15 protein-coding genes and 2 tRNA genes are annotated in these 17,008 nt (G+C 33.5%); 10 read left to right on the top strand and 7 right to left on the bottom strand.

Features of this window, described 5'->3' with window-relative positions:
- Nucleotides 1–5: 5 nt before the first annotated feature.
- Nucleotides 6–398 (bottom strand): helix-turn-helix domain-containing protein, encoded by a 393-nt coding sequence (locus tag BUE10_RS07735; protein ID WP_073483867.1) that lies wholly within the window; start codon nucleotides 396–398, stop codon nucleotides 6–8.
- 286 nt (nucleotides 399–684) lie between these two features.
- Here BUE10_RS07735 and BUE10_RS07725 point away from each other — a divergent pair, with 286 nt between their 5' ends.
- Nucleotides 685–1,359, top strand: a complete 675-nt coding sequence (locus BUE10_RS07725) for a hypothetical protein (protein WP_073483863.1) — start codon at nucleotides 685–687, stop codon at nucleotides 1,357–1,359.
- A 235-nt stretch (nucleotides 1,360–1,594) separates the two neighbouring features.
- Here the strand turns inward: BUE10_RS07725 and BUE10_RS07720 are convergent, their stop codons facing one another.
- From BUE10_RS07720 to rseP, 4 genes are all read right to left on the bottom strand, one after another.
- Nucleotides 1,595–1,777 (bottom strand): PLDc N-terminal domain-containing protein, encoded by a 183-nt coding sequence (locus BUE10_RS07720; RefSeq protein ID WP_073483861.1) that lies wholly within the window; start codon nucleotides 1,775–1,777, stop codon nucleotides 1,595–1,597.
- Nucleotides 1,778–2,064: 287 nt separating this feature from the next.
- Nucleotides 2,065–2,138: transfer RNA gene (locus tag BUE10_RS07715), tRNA-Asn, on the bottom strand.
- Nucleotides 2,139–2,176: 38 nt separating this feature from the next.
- Nucleotides 2,177–2,250: transfer RNA gene (locus BUE10_RS07710), tRNA-Asn, on the bottom strand.
- A gap of 86 nt (nucleotides 2,251–2,336) precedes the next feature.
- Nucleotides 2,337–3,677: an RIP metalloprotease RseP gene (gene rseP / locus BUE10_RS07705; RefSeq protein WP_073483859.1), complete on the bottom strand. Its 1,341-nt coding sequence runs from the start codon at nucleotides 3,675–3,677 to the stop codon at nucleotides 2,337–2,339.
- 199 nt (nucleotides 3,678–3,876) lie between these two features.
- On the opposite strand from rseP, the gene BUE10_RS07700 reads away from it, so the two are divergent.
- The 9 genes from BUE10_RS07700 (at nucleotide 3,877) to BUE10_RS24100 (ending at nucleotide 15,330) form a co-directional block, all read left to right on the top strand.
- Complete coding sequence (locus BUE10_RS07700; protein ID WP_073483857.1) at nucleotides 3,877–4,947, top strand: NADH:flavin oxidoreductase/NADH oxidase; 1,071 nt, start codon at nucleotides 3,877–3,879, stop codon at nucleotides 4,945–4,947.
- A 152-nt stretch (nucleotides 4,948–5,099) separates the two neighbouring features.
- Nucleotides 5,100–6,140 (top strand): Gfo/Idh/MocA family oxidoreductase, encoded by a 1,041-nt coding sequence (locus tag BUE10_RS07695; RefSeq protein WP_073484215.1) that lies wholly within the window; start codon nucleotides 5,100–5,102, stop codon nucleotides 6,138–6,140.
- Nucleotides 6,141–6,442: 302 nt separating this feature from the next.
- Nucleotides 6,443–7,660, top strand: coding sequence for an MFS transporter (locus tag BUE10_RS07690; RefSeq protein ID WP_083597990.1), 1,218 nt, complete (start codon nucleotides 6,443–6,445; stop codon nucleotides 7,658–7,660).
- Nucleotides 7,661–7,894: 234 nt separating this feature from the next.
- Nucleotides 7,895–10,711 carry a peptidase associated domain and porin domain-containing protein gene (locus BUE10_RS07685; RefSeq protein WP_073483855.1) on the top strand — a complete coding sequence of 939 codons (2,817 nt, stop codon included), beginning with the start codon at nucleotides 7,895–7,897 and terminating at the stop codon, nucleotides 10,709–10,711.
- 21 nt (nucleotides 10,712–10,732) lie between these two features.
- On the top strand, nucleotides 10,733–12,082 hold the full coding sequence (locus tag BUE10_RS07680) for a DUF5689 domain-containing protein (protein WP_073483853.1): 1,350 nt from the start codon (nucleotides 10,733–10,735) through the stop codon (nucleotides 12,080–12,082).
- A gap of 128 nt (nucleotides 12,083–12,210) precedes the next feature.
- Entirely contained in the window at nucleotides 12,211–13,068 is an 858-nt protein-coding gene (locus BUE10_RS07675; protein WP_073483851.1) for a hypothetical protein, read from the top strand.
- Between the two features lie 166 nt (nucleotides 13,069–13,234).
- Nucleotides 13,235–14,464: a GTPase HflX gene (gene hflX / locus BUE10_RS07670; RefSeq protein WP_073483849.1), complete on the top strand. Its 1,230-nt coding sequence runs from the start codon at nucleotides 13,235–13,237 to the stop codon at nucleotides 14,462–14,464.
- Between the two features lie 133 nt (nucleotides 14,465–14,597).
- On the top strand, nucleotides 14,598–15,182 hold the full coding sequence (locus tag BUE10_RS07665) for a zeta toxin family protein (protein WP_073483848.1): 585 nt from the start codon (nucleotides 14,598–14,600) through the stop codon (nucleotides 15,180–15,182).
- Nucleotides 15,169–15,330: a hypothetical protein gene (locus BUE10_RS24100; RefSeq protein WP_165590695.1), complete on the top strand. Its 162-nt coding sequence runs from the start codon at nucleotides 15,169–15,171 to the stop codon at nucleotides 15,328–15,330. The genes BUE10_RS07665 and BUE10_RS24100 overlap by 14 nt, the downstream gene beginning before the upstream one ends.
- 129 nt (nucleotides 15,331–15,459) lie before the next feature.
- On the opposite strand, the gene BUE10_RS07660 is transcribed toward BUE10_RS24100, so the two are convergent.
- Together BUE10_RS07660 and BUE10_RS07655 are read right to left on the bottom strand one after the other, a co-directional pair.
- Entirely contained in the window at nucleotides 15,460–16,410 is a 951-nt protein-coding gene (locus BUE10_RS07660) for a DUF3078 domain-containing protein (RefSeq protein WP_073483846.1), read from the bottom strand.
- 80 nt (nucleotides 16,411–16,490) lie between these two features.
- Nucleotides 16,491–17,000 carry a DUF2480 family protein gene (locus BUE10_RS07655; protein ID WP_073483844.1) on the bottom strand — a complete coding sequence of 170 codons (510 nt, stop codon included), beginning with the start codon at nucleotides 16,998–17,000 and terminating at the stop codon, nucleotides 16,491–16,493.
- Nucleotides 17,001–17,008: the final 8 nt, after the last annotated feature.

The raw sequence follows: 17,008 nt of genomic DNA, 5'->3' as shown, positions 1-17,008 counted from the left end.
AAAAATTACCTCCCTTTCAACAACTTCTCCAAATATTCAATCTTATCTTTTTCAGCCTGAACCAAACGTTCATAAAGTTCAATAACTTTATCAAGAGGATTAAAATTACAATTATAATTAAGTCCGGCATTCACAATGCCATTATCTTGATATGTATTTCCAATAATATTTAAAACCGCTTCTTCAGAAAAATTTTTAATTCCTTCAACAGTTACGCCTAATATTTCGGCAATTGCCTGAAGTTTTTCATCATCAATTGTTTCGCTGTTTTCAATAATCGAAACAGTCTGCTGGTTTGTGCCTAAAGCCTGCGCCAAAGCTTCCTGCTTCATATCGCGAAGTTCACGAATACGGCTTATTTTTCGCCCTATATGATTTGGTTTTGTTAGTGTGCTCATAATTCAAAGATATTTAAAATTCCTGAAAAAAGTATTTCTGCTGTAAAATACAAGTTGTTTTTGTGTGATACAATTTGCTGCGATTTCGGGAGAAAACAAAAATACAATTTTTCGCACAACGAATAATCAAAAACTAAAATTATAAAAACAATCAGCGTTGGGCAAAAAGCAAAACGCACACTTAATCGTTTTTATAAGCACTTCACGGTCAAAGTAATGTATAAACGTCACAAAATCAGTAGCTTTATATAGTGTTTTACGGAGTATCAACTTTAATTTATTACTTATGAAAACATATTTACTACATTTTGCGGCTCTTGCCGGTTTGTTTTCAATAAGTGGTTTTGCCCAGCAAACCAATTATATGGTAGCAAATGCAGATTCTCGAAGAGCGCCCTATAAATTTGACAGCAAACCAACAGATGATCGTGTTATAGAATCGTATTTAGTTGTAGAAGTAATCAATATGCCTTTCGGAAAAAGAACTACTAAATACGAAGTTTCAAAGCTGGATATGGTGTATACAAATGATCTCGGTCCAAATAATACCAGAACGGTAACTCCAATCTATAAAAAAACAAAAGTAAGAACAGAAAGTACAATTTTACCATCAAAAACAATAGCCGATGCGGTTGCTGAAAAAATTAAACCAGTCGAAGTTGAGGTTACAGCTCCGGCTTATAGTGAGAAGTTTGTAAAAATAGATATTCTCGACACTTACGCCAATGTTTTAGACAAAGGGTACGAATCTATAGATATGCTTAAAAAAGTCGCTGACAAGTACTATTTTGAAAGTAACTTTGAAGATGCCGTTAAATATTACACTGAGTTATTTACGCTCGATGCAAATTTAGGCACCATTTATTATTTTAGATACGCACAATGTTTAAAAGCAACAAACGAAAATGAAAAGGGAGAAGAAATGATGAAACTGTTTGAAAGCAAAAACCTCAATCAATAAATGCCTAAAGCATAAAATAGGCAAGGCATTAAACCATAAAAAGCTTGATCGAATTTATAAACATAGCCCAGGATTTCAACCGCGAAGATGCAATTTTTGGGTAATACATTTTTTATAATTTGTATAGCGTTTCCCGTGGTTTCAGCTACGGGCTATGTTTGAAATTCGATAGTAAAAAAGGCTGTCTCATTTTTGAGGCAGCCTTTTTTATATCAATACAAAGATTTACAATTATTTATTTTTGTCCTGTAAGCATATAAGCAATACTTCCTATAAGAGGAAAAATTAAAATGAGAACACACCAAATAAGTTTTTTATCTGCAGACAATCCTGATTTACCTAATTTATAAAGGGTGTATATGATAAAAACAATAAGTAACAGAATAAAAATCTGCCAGTAAGTAGTTAAATAATCCATTTTGGTTAAAATTAAATTTGAGCCGGCGAATATAATATAAGTCCCCGAAATTATTATTCCTGAAAAGACATCAAACTTAAAAACAACAAGAAATTAAATCATAATAAAGGTTTTGCACAATATAATAAAACATAGCCTGCGGTTTCAACCGCAGGAACGCCAATATTTGGACAATGCATTTATTATGATTTGTATCATGTTTCCCGTGGTTGAAACCACGGGCTATGTTTGAAATGACAAACGAGTATAAACAAAAAAAGACGATCAAATGATCGTCTTTTTTTAAGCTCCCCCTCTTGGGCTCGAACCAAGGACCCTCTGATTAACAGTCAGATGCTCTAACCAACTGAGCTAAGGAGGAATCACCTTAAAGGTAAATATGTTTGCTAAAAAAAGTTGCTCCCCCTCTTGGGCTCGAACCAAGGACCCTCTGATTAACAGTCAGATGCTCTAACCAACTGAGCTAAGGAGGAAGTTGTTGCTCTTTTTAGCGAGTGCAAATATAATCGATTTTTTAGTTTCTCAAAAATATTTTAACTCTTTTTCTAAAAATATTTTTTTACTTAATAATTGCCTTATAAATGTCATTTCCATTTGCGAACAAAAGCAGTGCTATAAGTAGTACAAAGCCAACCATTTGGGCGTTTTCAAGGAATTTATCGCTTGGTTTTTTACCGCTGATAATTTCATACAATAAAAACATCACATGTCCGCCATCAAGAGCCGGAATTGGCAATAAATTCATAACTCCAAGCATAATTGACAATAAAGCCGTGATTGACCAGAAGGTTTCCCAGCTCCAAAAACTCGGAAAAATGTTGTAAATCGCTGCAAAACCACCCACTTGTTTGTAAGCTTTTGTTTCAGGATTAAAAATCATTTTCAGTTGTTTTCCGTAACCTACTAATTGATCTTTTCCTTTTTGAATTCCAACTGGAATAGATTCAAAGAAACTATATTCTTTAGTACTTACTTTATAGTAACCTAATTTCTCTAAAGATTCGATACCTAAACCGCCAACACCAATTCCTAATTTTCCTAGTTTAGAAACCTTAACCGTAACTGGAGTTTCTTTTAAATCACGTAAAACAACAGCAGGAATTGTTTTTCCTTTGTTAGCCTCTAAAACAGCTTTTGCCTCATCAAAATATTTTATCTTTTGATTATTCAGGCTTACAATGATATCTTTTGGTTTTAAAGAAGTATTTTCAGATTCTTCAGAAATTTTACCCACAACAAAAGGCATTCTGATACCAATTAATAAACCTTTCTCATATTTAGATAATTGGTCAACAAAATCATTCGGAATAGTAATAGTCTGTTGTTTTCCATCTCTTTCAATCAAAACATGTTTCGACATGATAACATTCATATTCATGTCACTGTCAAAATTTTCAACCGTTTTACCATCAATCGAAATGATTTTATCTCCAGTTCTAAAACCCGCTTTAAGCATTGCAGGATTTTCGATAAAAACTCCGTCTTTTAAATCAGCATTTGCCACATACGTATCGCCGTAAGCAAAAGCCATTCCTATATATATAATAAACGCCAGGATAAAATTTACCGTAACACCGCCAAGCATTATAATTAAACGCTGCCAAGCCGGTTTAGAACGAAATTCCCAAGGCTGTGCAGGCTGAGCCATTTGCTCCTTGTCCATACTCTCGTCGATCATACCAGAGATTTTTACATAACCTCCAAGCGGTAACCATCCAATTCCGTATTCTGTTTCGCCAATTTTCTTTTTTAACAGCGAATATTTAACATCAAAAAATAAGTAAAATTTTTCAACTCTCGTTTTAAACAATTTGGCAGGAATAAAGTGCCCTAATTCGTGAAGAATAATAAGTAAAGATAAACTCAATAGAAATTGAGAGAGTTTGATAACTATATCCATTTTGTATTTTTAGTTCGTATTTAACGCACAAAAGTAGCGTTTCTATTTTAATTTAAAAGCGCAATATAATACATAAGGTTTTAAATGTTTGTTAATTAATAAACATTTCAATTTCTCGTTTTAACAAGATGCTGTAACTTTACTTTTTAAACGACTGCTATTTTCAATTGGTAGCACAAAACCATTAAAAGTTACAAACATGGCTTCACAATTATTTTCTCCCCTAACTTTAAAAAACATCACCTTAAAAAATAGAATTGTTATTTCGCCAATGTGCCAATATTCGGCCATTGACGGCTTTGCAAACGACTGGCATCTGGTTCATTTAGGAAGCCGTGCAAGCGGAGGCGCCGGATTAATTATTCAGGAAGCGACAGCAGTTTCTCCCGAAGCCAGAATTTCTCCTGCCGATTTAGGAATCTGGAAAGACGAACACATCGAAAAGCTAAAACAAATCAACGAATTTATCGTTTCTCAAAACGCTGTTCCCGGAATTCAGCTGGCGCATGCCGGAAGAAAAGCAAGCGTTTCTTCTCCGTGGGAAGGAAATAAAAAATTAGATTTCGCTCAAGGCGGATGGCAGACAGTTTCGGCAAGCGCGATTCCGTATCACGACGGTGAACCTTTTCTTCCCGAAGCTTTAGACCAAAACGGAATCCAAAAAGTAATTTCTGATTTTAAAACAGCAACAAAAAGAGTTGTCAAAGCAGGATATAAAGTTGTAGAAATTCATGCCGCACACGGTTATTTACTACATCAGTTTTTATCGCCTTTGACAAACGTAAGAACCGATGAATATGGAGGAAGTTTTGAAAACCGAATCCGTTTTACATTGGAAATTGTAGAAGCAGTTCAAACCGAATGGCCTTCAGATTTGCCTTTAATAGTTAGAATCTCAGCTACAGACTGGGCAGAAAACGGATGGAATCCTGAAGAATCGGTACAGCTTTCAAAAATATTAAAAGAAAAAGGAGTAGATTTAATTGATGTTTCGTCTGGCGGATTAGTGTCGCATCAAAAAATTGCGATTGGTCCGGGTTATCAGGTTTCTTTCTCAGAAAAAGTTAAAAAAGAAGCGAATATTTTGACAGGCGCAGTCGGTTTAATTACCGAAGCAAAACAAGCCGAAGAAATTTTGAAAAACAATCAGGCCGATTTAATTTTGTTTGCCAGAGAATCATTAAGAAATCCAAATTTACCTTTAGATTTCGCCAAAGAATTAGACAGCGATATTCAATGGCCAAAACAATACGAACGAGCAAAACTTTAAATTTTTATTTTTAGTTTTTTGCCACGAATTTCACGAATTATCACGAATTTTAAAGCTTTTCTAAACGCACTGATTTGTGTAAATTAGTGAAATTCGTGGCAAACAAAAAATCCTTTTTAATCACATTAATCTGTGGCAAAAAAACATACAAAATGAAAAAAATAAAAACAGCACTATTATCATACGGAATGTCGGGAAAGGTTTTTCACGCACCTTTTTTAGATATTCATCCGGGTTTTGAATTATTAGGATCTTGGGAAAGAAGCAAAAAACTAATTCAGGAAGATTATCCATACGTAAAAAGTTATCCCTCAATCGACGATTTATTAGCTGATGATGTTGACTTGGTAATTGTAAACACGCCTGTAGGAACGCATTATGAATACGCTAAAAAAGTACTTTTAGCAGGAAAACATGCTGTGGTCGAAAAAGCATTTACCACAACTGTAGCCGAAGCCGAAGAATTAGCTAAAATTGCTCACGAAAAAGGATTAAAATTAGCCGTTTTTCAAAACAGAAGATGGGACAGCGATTTCAAAACCATTCAAAAAATAGTTAGCGAAGGACTTTTAGGTGATATAGTAGAAGCCGAATTTCATTTTGACAGATACAATCCATTATTAAGCCCGAAAGCACATAAAGAAACTGCCAATGACGGAGCCGGAGTTTTAAAAGATTTAGGTCCGCATATTATAGATCAGGCCATTTGTTTATTTGGTTCTCCAAAGTCGGTTTTTGGAGATGTCAGAATCACGAGAGAAAACTCTTTAGTCGATGATTGGTTCGATTTATTATTGATTTACGACGATTTTAGAGTCCGTTTAAAAGCAGGTTTCTTTGTGAGAGAAGCCAATCCGGCGTATACCATTCACGGAAAAAAAGGTTCTTTTTTAAAACCTCGCGGAGACATTCAGGAAGACGAATTAAAAATTGGTAAAAAACCAAGTCTGGAATCTTGGGGAAAAGAACCGGATGATTTACAAGGAATTCTGCATACAGAGATTGACGGAAAAGTAATTCGTGAAAAAGTGCCGACACTTCAAGGAAATTACTTCTCCTTTTTTGATGGTGTTTTCAATTCCATAACAAATAATATTGCAGAACCTGTTACCGCTCAAGATGGCGTAAAAGTTATGCAGATCATCGAAGCTGCAATTGCCAGCAGTGCGCAGCGTACTGTAATTAATTTATAGCCCACGGGTTTTACGGATTAAACGGGTTTACACTGATTTAATTTTTTAAGACTGTATAAATAAAACATAATATATATTGTAGAGACGCACAGCAGTGCGTCTTTTTTTATGCGTGAAAATAAAATAACATCAGTGTAAACCCGTTTAATCCGTAAAATCTGCGGGCAAAAAATGTAAAAATCTGTGGGCAAAACCCACTAATTTATAAACAATAACGTTGTAAATAATCGAACAATTTGTACCTTTAAGTAAATACACAGGTTTTTTGTACTTTTATAATATAATCCCAAAACGCATCGATTTTGATAAATTTTAATCCATTACAACTTTTTCAGACTAAAGGAAAAATCAAGAAAGTTTTTAGAGAAGCAAAAGCTTCATATCTAAACAGAATTCGTTTTGCCGTTGGAATGTTTTATTTCGGAATGGGATTAAGTTTTGCAACCTGGGCGAGTAGAATTCCGGATATAAAAACAGCCCTTCATTTAACCGAAGGCGATTTAGGTTCTATACTTTTCTCCCTGCCAATGGGACAATTAATTATCATGCCTTTTTCGGGAAAAATGGTCACCAAATTCGGGAGCCATCGTATTTTAGTTTTTTCCCTAATAATGTATGTTTTGTGTTTGGCCAATTTAGGTTTAGCTACAACTGGTTTACAATTATCGGTTGGTTTATTTTTATTTGGCTTATTTGGAAATTTAGCTAACATAGCCGTAAATACACAAGGCGTTTATACCGAAGTACTTTTCAAAAAAACAATCATGTCGTCTTTTCACGGAATGTGGAGTTTCGCCGGATTTACAGGTGCATTAGTTGGTTTAGGAATGCTGGCTTTAAACTTAACGCCATTACATCATTTCCTGATTGTTGGCGGTGTTGTGTTATTAATGGTCGCTTTTAATTTTAAATTTTTAATTCGTGCCAAAGAAAAAATCAAACACAATACAGAGAAAAGAAAAATCTTTGTAAAACCAGACAGCGCCTTAATCTGGCTTGGTGTAATTGGTTTTTGCAGCATGGCGAGCGAAGGTGTAATGTTTGACTGGAGCGGAGTTTATTTTAAAGATGTAGTAAAAGCACCAGGTCCATTAGTAATTTTAGGATATACATCTTTCATGATTATGATGGCGGGCGGAAGATTTCTAGGCGACGGCTTAATCAATAAATTTGGCCGTGAGCGTGTCATGCAGATAAGCGGCGTTATGATTTCTGCCGGACTTTTTACAGCAGTTTTCCTTCCCTATATTGTTCCGTGTACCATTGCTTTTATGGCAGTTGGTTTAGGAGTTGCGACTATTGTTCCAACCGTTTATAGTATGGCTGGAAAAAATCCAACAGTTCCTCCGGGAGAAGCTTTAACAATAGTTTCTAGCGTAAGCTTTTTAGGCTTTTTAATGGGACCGCCGGTAATTGGTCACATTGCTCAAAACTTCGGATTAGAGTTTTCTTTTGCTTTTATTGGAGTTTTTGGTGTTCTGATTGCTTTTATGGTTTCTAAAATCAGAACTTCTGCTTAATTTTTTATTGCCCACAGATTTAACGGATTAGGCTGATTTGCGCCGTGTTTTTTTTAACTTCTTTGTGAAATAAATTATTTTTGTAAGAATTTATTTCTTTTTTAGAATTCTTTTTTTCTACATTTGATCCCAGAGTTTGCTTGTCTTACCAACAAGACTCTTTCCAAAAACCAATTTATCTTTTGAATAGGATTAATATCCGAAAACAATTTTCAAAGTAAATTGGAATTTTTAATGGTAAAAAAATACGCGCTCTTTTTTGTTTTATGGTCTTTTAGTTTTGCCTTTGCACAGGAAACAGTTTTTAGAGGAATTGTTGTCGATGCTAAAACGCAAAATCCTCTGGAGAATGTTGTAGTAAGTATTCAAAATTCTACTATAACAAAGCTTACTTCTAAAAGAGGGAAGTTTGAATTAACTTCTCCTATTGAAGGAGAACAACTGCTTTTGATTCATAGTCAGGACTGCAAAGATTTACTACTCAAAATTCATTCTAATTTTGGTCAGATTATATATCTTGGAGTATTGCAATTAGAAGATATTTATTCAGATGAAGTTCCCGCCGCTTTGATCACTTTATTAGAAAGTGATTTGTCTGATGATAATAGTTCATCCGAAATGACTTCAGGACTTTTGCAATCTTCAAAAGATGCTTTTATGCAGGCATCGGCATTTAATTGGGGTCAAGCCCGATTTAGAGTTCGTGGTTTAGATAGCGAAAATGGAACCATGATGCTCAACGGAATGACCATGAATAAAATCTACGATGGCAGACCGCAATGGAACAACTGGGGCGGACTAAATAATGTGCTTCGTAATCAGGAATTTTCGGTTGGAACGGCCGCTTCAAATTATACTTTTGGCGGTGTTTTAGGAACACAGCAAATTTTTACCCGCGCTTCTTTATATCGCAAAGGAGCACAGTTAACCTTTTCAGGAAGTAATACAACCTACAGTTTGCGTGGAATTGGAACTTATGCTTCGGGAATGGATATTGACGGCTGGGCTTATGTAGTTTCTGCAGGAAAAAGATGGGCAGACGAAGGTTATTTTGAAGGAACAAATTTCAATGCCGATTCTTTTTTTATGAGTGTTGAGAAGAAATTAAACAAGAAACATTCAATCAATTTTACCGGATTTTACACACCCAATTCCCGCGGAAAAAATTCTCCAAATACTAATGAAGTAACCAGTTTAATGGGTGAAAAATACAATTCGTATTGGGGATTTCAGAACGATAAAAAGCGAAATGCAAGATTAAAAACGGTTGAAGAACCTTTGTTCATGCTGAATCATTATTTCAAAATTGATGAAAAAACAAACCTGAATTCTGGCGTAATGTATCAGTTTGGGAAAGTGGGAAACAGCAATATCGATTATCAAAACGCCGACAGTCCAGATCCGGTTTATTATAGAAAAATGCCGAGTTATTTCAGTTCGCTTTATGGAAAAGACAAAGGTGAATTCTCAGGAGCATTTACGCCGGATTATGAAAATGCTGAAAAAAGTAAACTCACATTTTTGGCAAATTCACAAATAGACTGGAATGCCATTTATCTCGCTAATCAAAAACCAGGGGAAAACGGTTATGAACCTGCAAAAAGCCATTATGTTTTATACGAAGATAGAACAGATGATAAAACTTTTGCCGTCAATTCGAACTTAAACACGCAGTTAACGCCAAATATTTCCTTTGATGGAGGAATTACGTATCAGAATTTAAAATCGCATAATTTTCAATATTTACTAGATCTTCTTGGCGGGAAATATTTTGACGATATTGATCCATTTTATAAAGGCGACCTTTCACAGTCTGATTTGCAAAATCCAAACAGACAAGTCGTAAAAGGAGATATTTATGGCTACAACTATAATTTCTTAGCCAATACAATTAATGCTTTTACACAGTTTAAATTCTCCTATAATAAAACAGAATTTTATTTGGCGCAGTCCTATTCCGTTTCTGATTATCAAAGAGAAGGATTGTACCAAAATGGAATTTACCCCACAACTTCATTAGGAAAAAGCGAAAAGATAAATTTTGAAAACTTTGGTTTTAAAGGAGGTTTCACCTATAAAATTTCGGGAAAACAATGGTTGTTTTTTAATGGTGCACACTTAACCAGAGCGCCTTCACTTCGAAATACATTTTCAAATTCGCGCTTAAATAATAATATAGTTAATGGAATTGAAAGTGAAAACATTACAAGTGCCGAAGCTAATTATGTTTATCGTTCGCCAAAGTTGAAATTACGTTTAACAGCTTTTTATACTCTAATAAAAAACACATCGAAAACTTCCTTTTTCTATGCCGAAGGAATTTTTGATAACGGAGCTGGTTATGATGCAACAGATGCTTTTGTGAGTCAGACTTTAACTCAGTTGGACAAGAAAAATACAGGAGCAGAATTGAGTTTTGAATATCAGATTTCCTCAACTTTTAAAACAACTTTATCAGCTGCTTACGGAAATTATATTTACAACAGTAATCCAAATGTGTCGATTACAAACGATGCAAACGCAGTAAAAGACGGAGCGCAGACTACTTTTAATTTTGGTAAAGCCTATCTTAAAAATTACAAACAAGCCGGAACTCCTCAAAATGCACTTTCATTAGGTTTAGAATATCGAGACCCTAAATATTGGTGGATTGGAGCCAATATTAATTATTTAACCGATAACTACATTGATGTTTCGCCCATTTCCAGAACATCACAATTTTACATTAATCCGGCAAATGGATTTCCTTTTCCCGAGGCAACATCCGAAAGAGGAAATGAATTATTACAACAAGAAAAATTTGATCCCATAACCTTATTAAATATCAACGGAGGAAAATCCTGGCGGGTTCATAAAAAGTATATCGGACTTTTTGCCAGTGTTAATAATGCATTAGGTTTAGTTTATAAAACTGGTGGTTTTGAGCAGGCTCGAAATGCAAATTTTAGAGCCTTGAACCAAGATATTTCAAGCGGGACACCATCATTTGGACCAAAATATTATTACGGTTACGGACGAACTTATTTTTTAAATCTTACAATCGGTTTATAAATCGACATTCACTTATCTATCATGAAAAATATAATTTTAAATACATTTTTAGCGTCATCATTATTATTTATTTGCAGCTGCAGTACAGAAATAGCAAATCCAAAATTAGCCTGTACTCAGCCTGATTTTAAAGTAAACAAAACGGTCGAAAAAGTTTATGAACTTTCAAGCAATACAGCTAAGCAATATTTGTATGATGATATTATAGAAGCTTATGTTGTTTCGAGCGATGAAGGAGGGAACTTTTTTAAATCTATTTCACTTCAGACAAAAGCCAATGAAAAAAATCCTGCAATTGGTTTTAGTGTTCCTGTTGATGCTTCAAATACTTATATTGATTATCGACTTGGAAATAAAGTATATGTAAAACTTAAAAATCAGTTTACAGATTTATATTATGGAGGATTACGAATTGGCAGCTTATATGTTAACAACGCCGGCGATCCAACAATAGGAAGGATTTCTCAAAATGAATATAAAAATGTTTTAAATGCTTCGTGTACTATCATTGATGAAAATCAGCTGGTTGAATCCCTTTCTATAGAACAGGCACTATCAGATAGTAAATTAAATACATTAATTGAACTTAATGATGTTGAATTTACAGAAGCTGCATTGGGGCGTCATTACTTTGAAGAATCAAATAATATTGGAGGATCGACAAACTGGAACCTGCGCGATAAAACCGGAAATCAAATTATTTTTAGAACAAGCAGTTATGCAAAATTTGCAGATCATTTTGTGCCGGAAGAAAGTGGGAAAGTTAGAGGAATTCTAACTAAGTTTGGTACAGATTATCAATTAATGGTTCGTTCAGAAGAAGATGTGGTTATGAACGGAAAAAGAAGTGTTCCATTTTTTGCAGAGGATTTTCAATCCGTTAAAAACAATGTCAATTTTGCACTTCCGGGTTGGAGTAACATTGTAGAAAAAGCGACAAAGCTGTGGAAAAGCATGGTTTATGCGGGAAATGGTTATGCAGAATTTAATACCACAAGTACAACAGCGGCAGAAAATATTGCCTGGCTGGTTTCTCCTAAAATTAATTTAACGGGTTATAAAAATTCAGTTCTTTCTTTTAGAAGCGCACAGCATGATTTAAAAGTCGATTCGCAATTAAATACACTCGAAGTGTATGTCTCAACAAACTTTGACGGTTCAAGTGTAACCAAGGCAAAATGGACGAGATTAGAAGCAAAAGTTCCTACGCTTTTAACTCCTTCTCGCGAGTTTATAAGTTCTGGCGGAATAGATTTATCTGCTTATTCAGGAAATATAAATATTGCCTTTAGGTACGTAGGTTCAGGAAAAGATAAAACACTAAATGGTGCATTTATGGTTGATGATGTGAAAATTTTTGGTGAGAAATAAGAATTGTATTTATATAAGTTGTTGATTTCTAATTTTCTAAAATTGCGTTTCGGTTTTTTTAAATTTTAAATTGTCAAATTTTGACAGAATTTTGTATTTTGGTCATCCCAAATCAATACAAAAACAAAATGAAAACCTACTTTATTGCCATCCTGATGATGGTGTTTCCATTCTTGATACAGAGTCAGGAAAACGTTAAATTGAAGCAGATCAACATTGTAAAAACAAATTACCAAAACTCTAAAGACGGTGAAATTGTTAATAAAACAATGGTTTTTAAGGATGGTAAACTTCAAACAATAACAACTTCGGATGTTATTCAAAACTTTTTTTATAACAAAAAGGGTTTACTGGATATGTCTGTTAAAGATAAAGTTGGAAGCGACTGGAAAGAAGTTATCAATTACACTTATGATGCTGATAACAACATTACAAAATTTGTAAAAAAATATCAGGAAGGACCTGATTATATTACAAAAGTTGTATCGTTTGTTTATGAAGGAGCAAGAGTAAAAGTAACGACTAAAAAAAGTACAAATCACCAAAATTTAGTTGAAGATATTGAATATATCATTGAAAATGGTACTATCGTTAGACGCACATCACGTGATAGAAACAAGGCCATTATTGGTAAAATCGAGTATGTTTATGTAAACGATAATGTATCGAAACATAAAGGATTAGTTGGAGATAAAATCTCTAAAACGTATACTTACGATGATAAAAAATCGGTAGATCAGTTAATTGTTCAAAGCCTTTTTGGAGATAATTATAAAGTAATTGTACCCATGATTTCATATCATGAAGACGAATTTACTTTTGAGTCGATTTCATACAATAACGAAATGAATTTTAGTCCTTCGTCTACAGCTTTAGTTGCGGTAAGCCGAAAATACAAATACAACAAATTAAATTTTCCAATTTCATGCTCTCAAATCGAAGAAAATGGAATTGTAAAAACAGAGAAAACTTTTATCTACGAATAAATAGTTTTTGAATCCTTTTTAAGCCATTTAAAAATCGAGTTTTATTAAAGAAATACTTTGTAAAACATGATTTTTAGATGGTTTATCATTTTAAATAATATTTAAAAACGTAATTCTATAATTGTAGTAGTATACAAATGATTAAATTTGTAGCTTATTTTAAGATATGTTAGAAAAAGAAGTTATAAATTTTGAGAAAACAGCTATTGTTGGTATTATAACTCAAAATCAAAGTGAGGAAAAACTTAATGAATATTTAGATGAATTAGAGTTTTTAACTTTTACCGCAGGAGGTGAAGTTATTAAACGCTTTTCGCAAAAAATGGAACGTCCGAATCCGAAGACTTTTGTGGGAACGGGTAAAATAGATGAAATCAATCTTTTTGTAAAAGAAAACGGAATATCGACTTTAATTTTTGATGATGAATTATCACCATCACAGCAAAAAAATATTTCACGAATTATAGATTGCAAAATCCTTGACAGAACCAATTTGATTCTGGATATTTTTGCGCAAAGAGCTGAAACTTCGTATGCAAGAACGCAAGTAGAATTGGCGCAGTGTATTTATTTACTGCCAAGACTTTCTGGTTTATGGACACACCTTGAGCGTCAAAAAGGGGGAATTGGTATGCGTGGTCCCGGTGAAACAGAGATCGAAACAGATAGGCGTATTGTACGTGACCGAATTTCGTTGTTGAAAGACAAAATCAAGACAATCGACAAACAAATGAGTATCCAAAGAAGCAATCGCGGCGCAATGGTTCGTGTGGCGCTGGTTGGATATACAAACGTTGGAAAGTCGACTTTGATGAATGCTATTGGAAAAAGTGATGTTTTTGTTGAGAATAAATTATTTGCAACATTAGATACAACAGTTCGAAAAGTAGTTATTAAAAACCTTCCATTTTTGCTTTCAGACACGGTTGGATTTATACGAAAACTGCCAACTCAATTAGTAGACTCTTTTAAAAGTACACTTGATGAGGTTCGTGAAGCCGATTTACTTTTGCACGTTGTAGATATTTCGCATCCTGATTTTGAAGATCATATAGAATCTGTAAATCAGACCTTGCAGGAAATTAAGAGCAATGATAAACCAACCATTATGGTTTTCAATAAAATCGACGCTTACAAACATCTAACGATTGACGAAGATGATTTGATTACCGAAAGAACCAGAAAACACTGGACGCTTGAGGAATGGAAACAGACTTGGATGAGTAATGTAGGAGAAGATAACGCCTTGTTTATTTCGGCAACTCAAAAAGAAAATTTTGAGGAATTTAGAGAAACGGTTTATGAAGCTGTTCGTCAGATTCACATAACAAGATTTCCATATAATAAGTTTTTGTATCCTGATTATAAGGACGCGGTTGAAAAGGAAGAGGAATAAAAATAGAAACGGCTTTTGATTTATTTCAAAAGCCGTTTTTTATATAATGAATAAACAGGAAGATTATAAAAACTTTATTAAATATCTCTAAAATAAGATTTGGTAAAAATTGATATTTCATATCTTTGTTTAAATGAGTAAGAATTTATATATAATTTCAGGATGCAATGGAGCAGGTAAAACTACGGCTTCTTTTACAATACTCCCTGAAATTTTAAACTGTAAAGAATTTGTAAATGCAGATGAAATTGCTAAAGGTCTCTCTCCATTTCAACCTGAAAAAGTAGCTTTTGAGGCTGGTAGAATAATGCTTCATAGAATAAATGAGTTATTAGATACTAATACAATATTTGCTTTTGAAACAACACTAGCCACTAAAAGTTATAAATCTAAAATTACTTTAGCTCAAGAAAAAGGTTATAAAGTAATTCTTTTATTTTTTTGGTTGCAAGATGTTGAACTTGCGATTGAAAGAGTAAAAACTAGAGTTACAGAAGGGGGACATAATATAGAAACAGATGTTATTAAGCGAAGATACATTAATGGAATATTAAACTTATTTAATATATATTTGCCAATAGTTGATGAAGTTATGATCTTTGATAATTCATTTGGGAAACCTGAATTATTGGCAGAAAAAATGCTGGAAAGCGAAATTGATATAATCAATGAAATTAAGTATGATAAACTAAAAGGAATTTATAATGAAAACATATAAAAGATCGGCAACTCAAACTAAAATTTTAGATGCGATGGATTTGGTTTATGATAAATTAATTGAGTTCAAAAAGAAATCAAATACTGAATTAGTTATTATGAAAGACGATAAAATCGTTCGAATAAAACCTAAATCATTTAATAAGTAAATAAAAATATAAACGGCTTTTGAAATAAATCAAAAGCCGTTTTTTTATAAGATGTTCAATGAAAATTGATGTTTAAGATGTCGAATTCGACACCTTTAGAAAAGAAGCCTTTCACGGGGTTGCTGATTATTAAAACCCAAAATTAACTCCTAAACCAAATACTTCTCTAGTTTGAAGACCTTGAAAAGCATTGTCGTCATAAATAGCCTGGAAGGCTAAATTTGCCGATAAGTACTTGTTTACTTTCATGATGATATTTAAAGAGTAATTGATATCTACGTTTTGAGGATCTTCCAGATAATTAGAATAAAGATTCAATGTGTTTTCTGCGGTAACGTTAGTCATAATGGCCAATTTGTAATAAACAGAAGCATAAAAACCTAACTCGTAACGCATCGTTTTATTAGCATCTACGCCAAAATAAGCTCCATCAACATATGGTAATCCTGTGTTTTGATCAATGCCGGAAGTATAAGCACCATCTACAAAAGTGAATTTTGAAGTTAACGGCGCAAAATTTATTTTTAAATGTTCATCTTTAGACCAATAAATACCAGGACCTGTAGTTAGATAACCCGGAGACATGAATTTGGTGTTTTCTGTTCGGATTTCTTTTCCGTTGGCATCCTGACCATAAATATAACCCGTTGTAAATTGAGTTCTAAAGTTTAGAAAGTAAGAGTAATACCACTCACCAAAAGCTCTTTTACCAACGATTGAATTAAACTCTAAACGATCATCAGTCTTTTTTCCGAAATCGGTGTTTTTAGTTTGTAAGAGTCCGTAAGAAGCAAGGATTTTATTGTCCCAGGTTACATCGTCTTTTTTGTAATTGAAATCATAGTTTATTCCTAAAGTCCCAGAGAAACTATCCTCACCACCTGCGATCCAGTTATTGAAGCTGGATTGGTTTAATAAAAGAGAAACTGTTCCTTTTGCTTTCCATCCTTCGTCCTCAATTGTATCGTTTATTTTTCTTACCGCTTTTTCGGTATTCTGAATTAGTTCTTTTTCTGAATTTTGGGCCTGAACAAAAGTAAAGTTCGCTAAGATAAATAGTAATAACGTCAGCTTTCTCATAGTTGTTTAGTTTAAGTGTATATTAACAAATATACTAAAATACAACCGAAGGTTAAGGGAATATTACTTTAAAATGAAGGTTATTTCTTAGATTCTTTGTATAAAGGCACAGCAGAACAAGCTTCGCCATACATAATACTGCGGGCAAAGGGCTGTAAATAAGTTGTTGCTAAAATATAAGCACGCATAGGAACTGGTTTCTTTGAACAGCCTTTTACAATAACCGGCTTATTTTTGTATGCCGAATAATCGATTTTGCTTAAAATTTCTTCGTATAAACTTGAATCCAGATCCTCAATAGTTCCGTTTACTACTTTTTTAGCAAAAGGAGCTAAATGAACGCTTACTAAAATTAATGCCCAAGCGGGAACTATTGCATCTGTACTGCAATGTACAGCGATATATTGATCTTGGTATTGTGACCAATCATGATTTTTAAGGTGTTCTCTAAAGTCTTTTTCTTTCAATAAAAATCCTTCCAAAAGCCATTGCGAAATGTCAATCTGCACACGCATTCCTTTTGGATAATAATCCTCCAAATCAAAAACTTCTAAAGCACTATTGGCAACTTTATTGATGATTTCTTCCATTCTATAAG

The sequence above is a fragment of the Flavobacterium sp. CF108 genome, assembly GCF_900129795.1.
Taxonomy (GTDB): Bacteria; Bacteroidota; Bacteroidia; order Flavobacteriales; family Flavobacteriaceae; genus Flavobacterium.
This window is presented reverse-complemented; position numbering and strand designations above follow the sequence as displayed.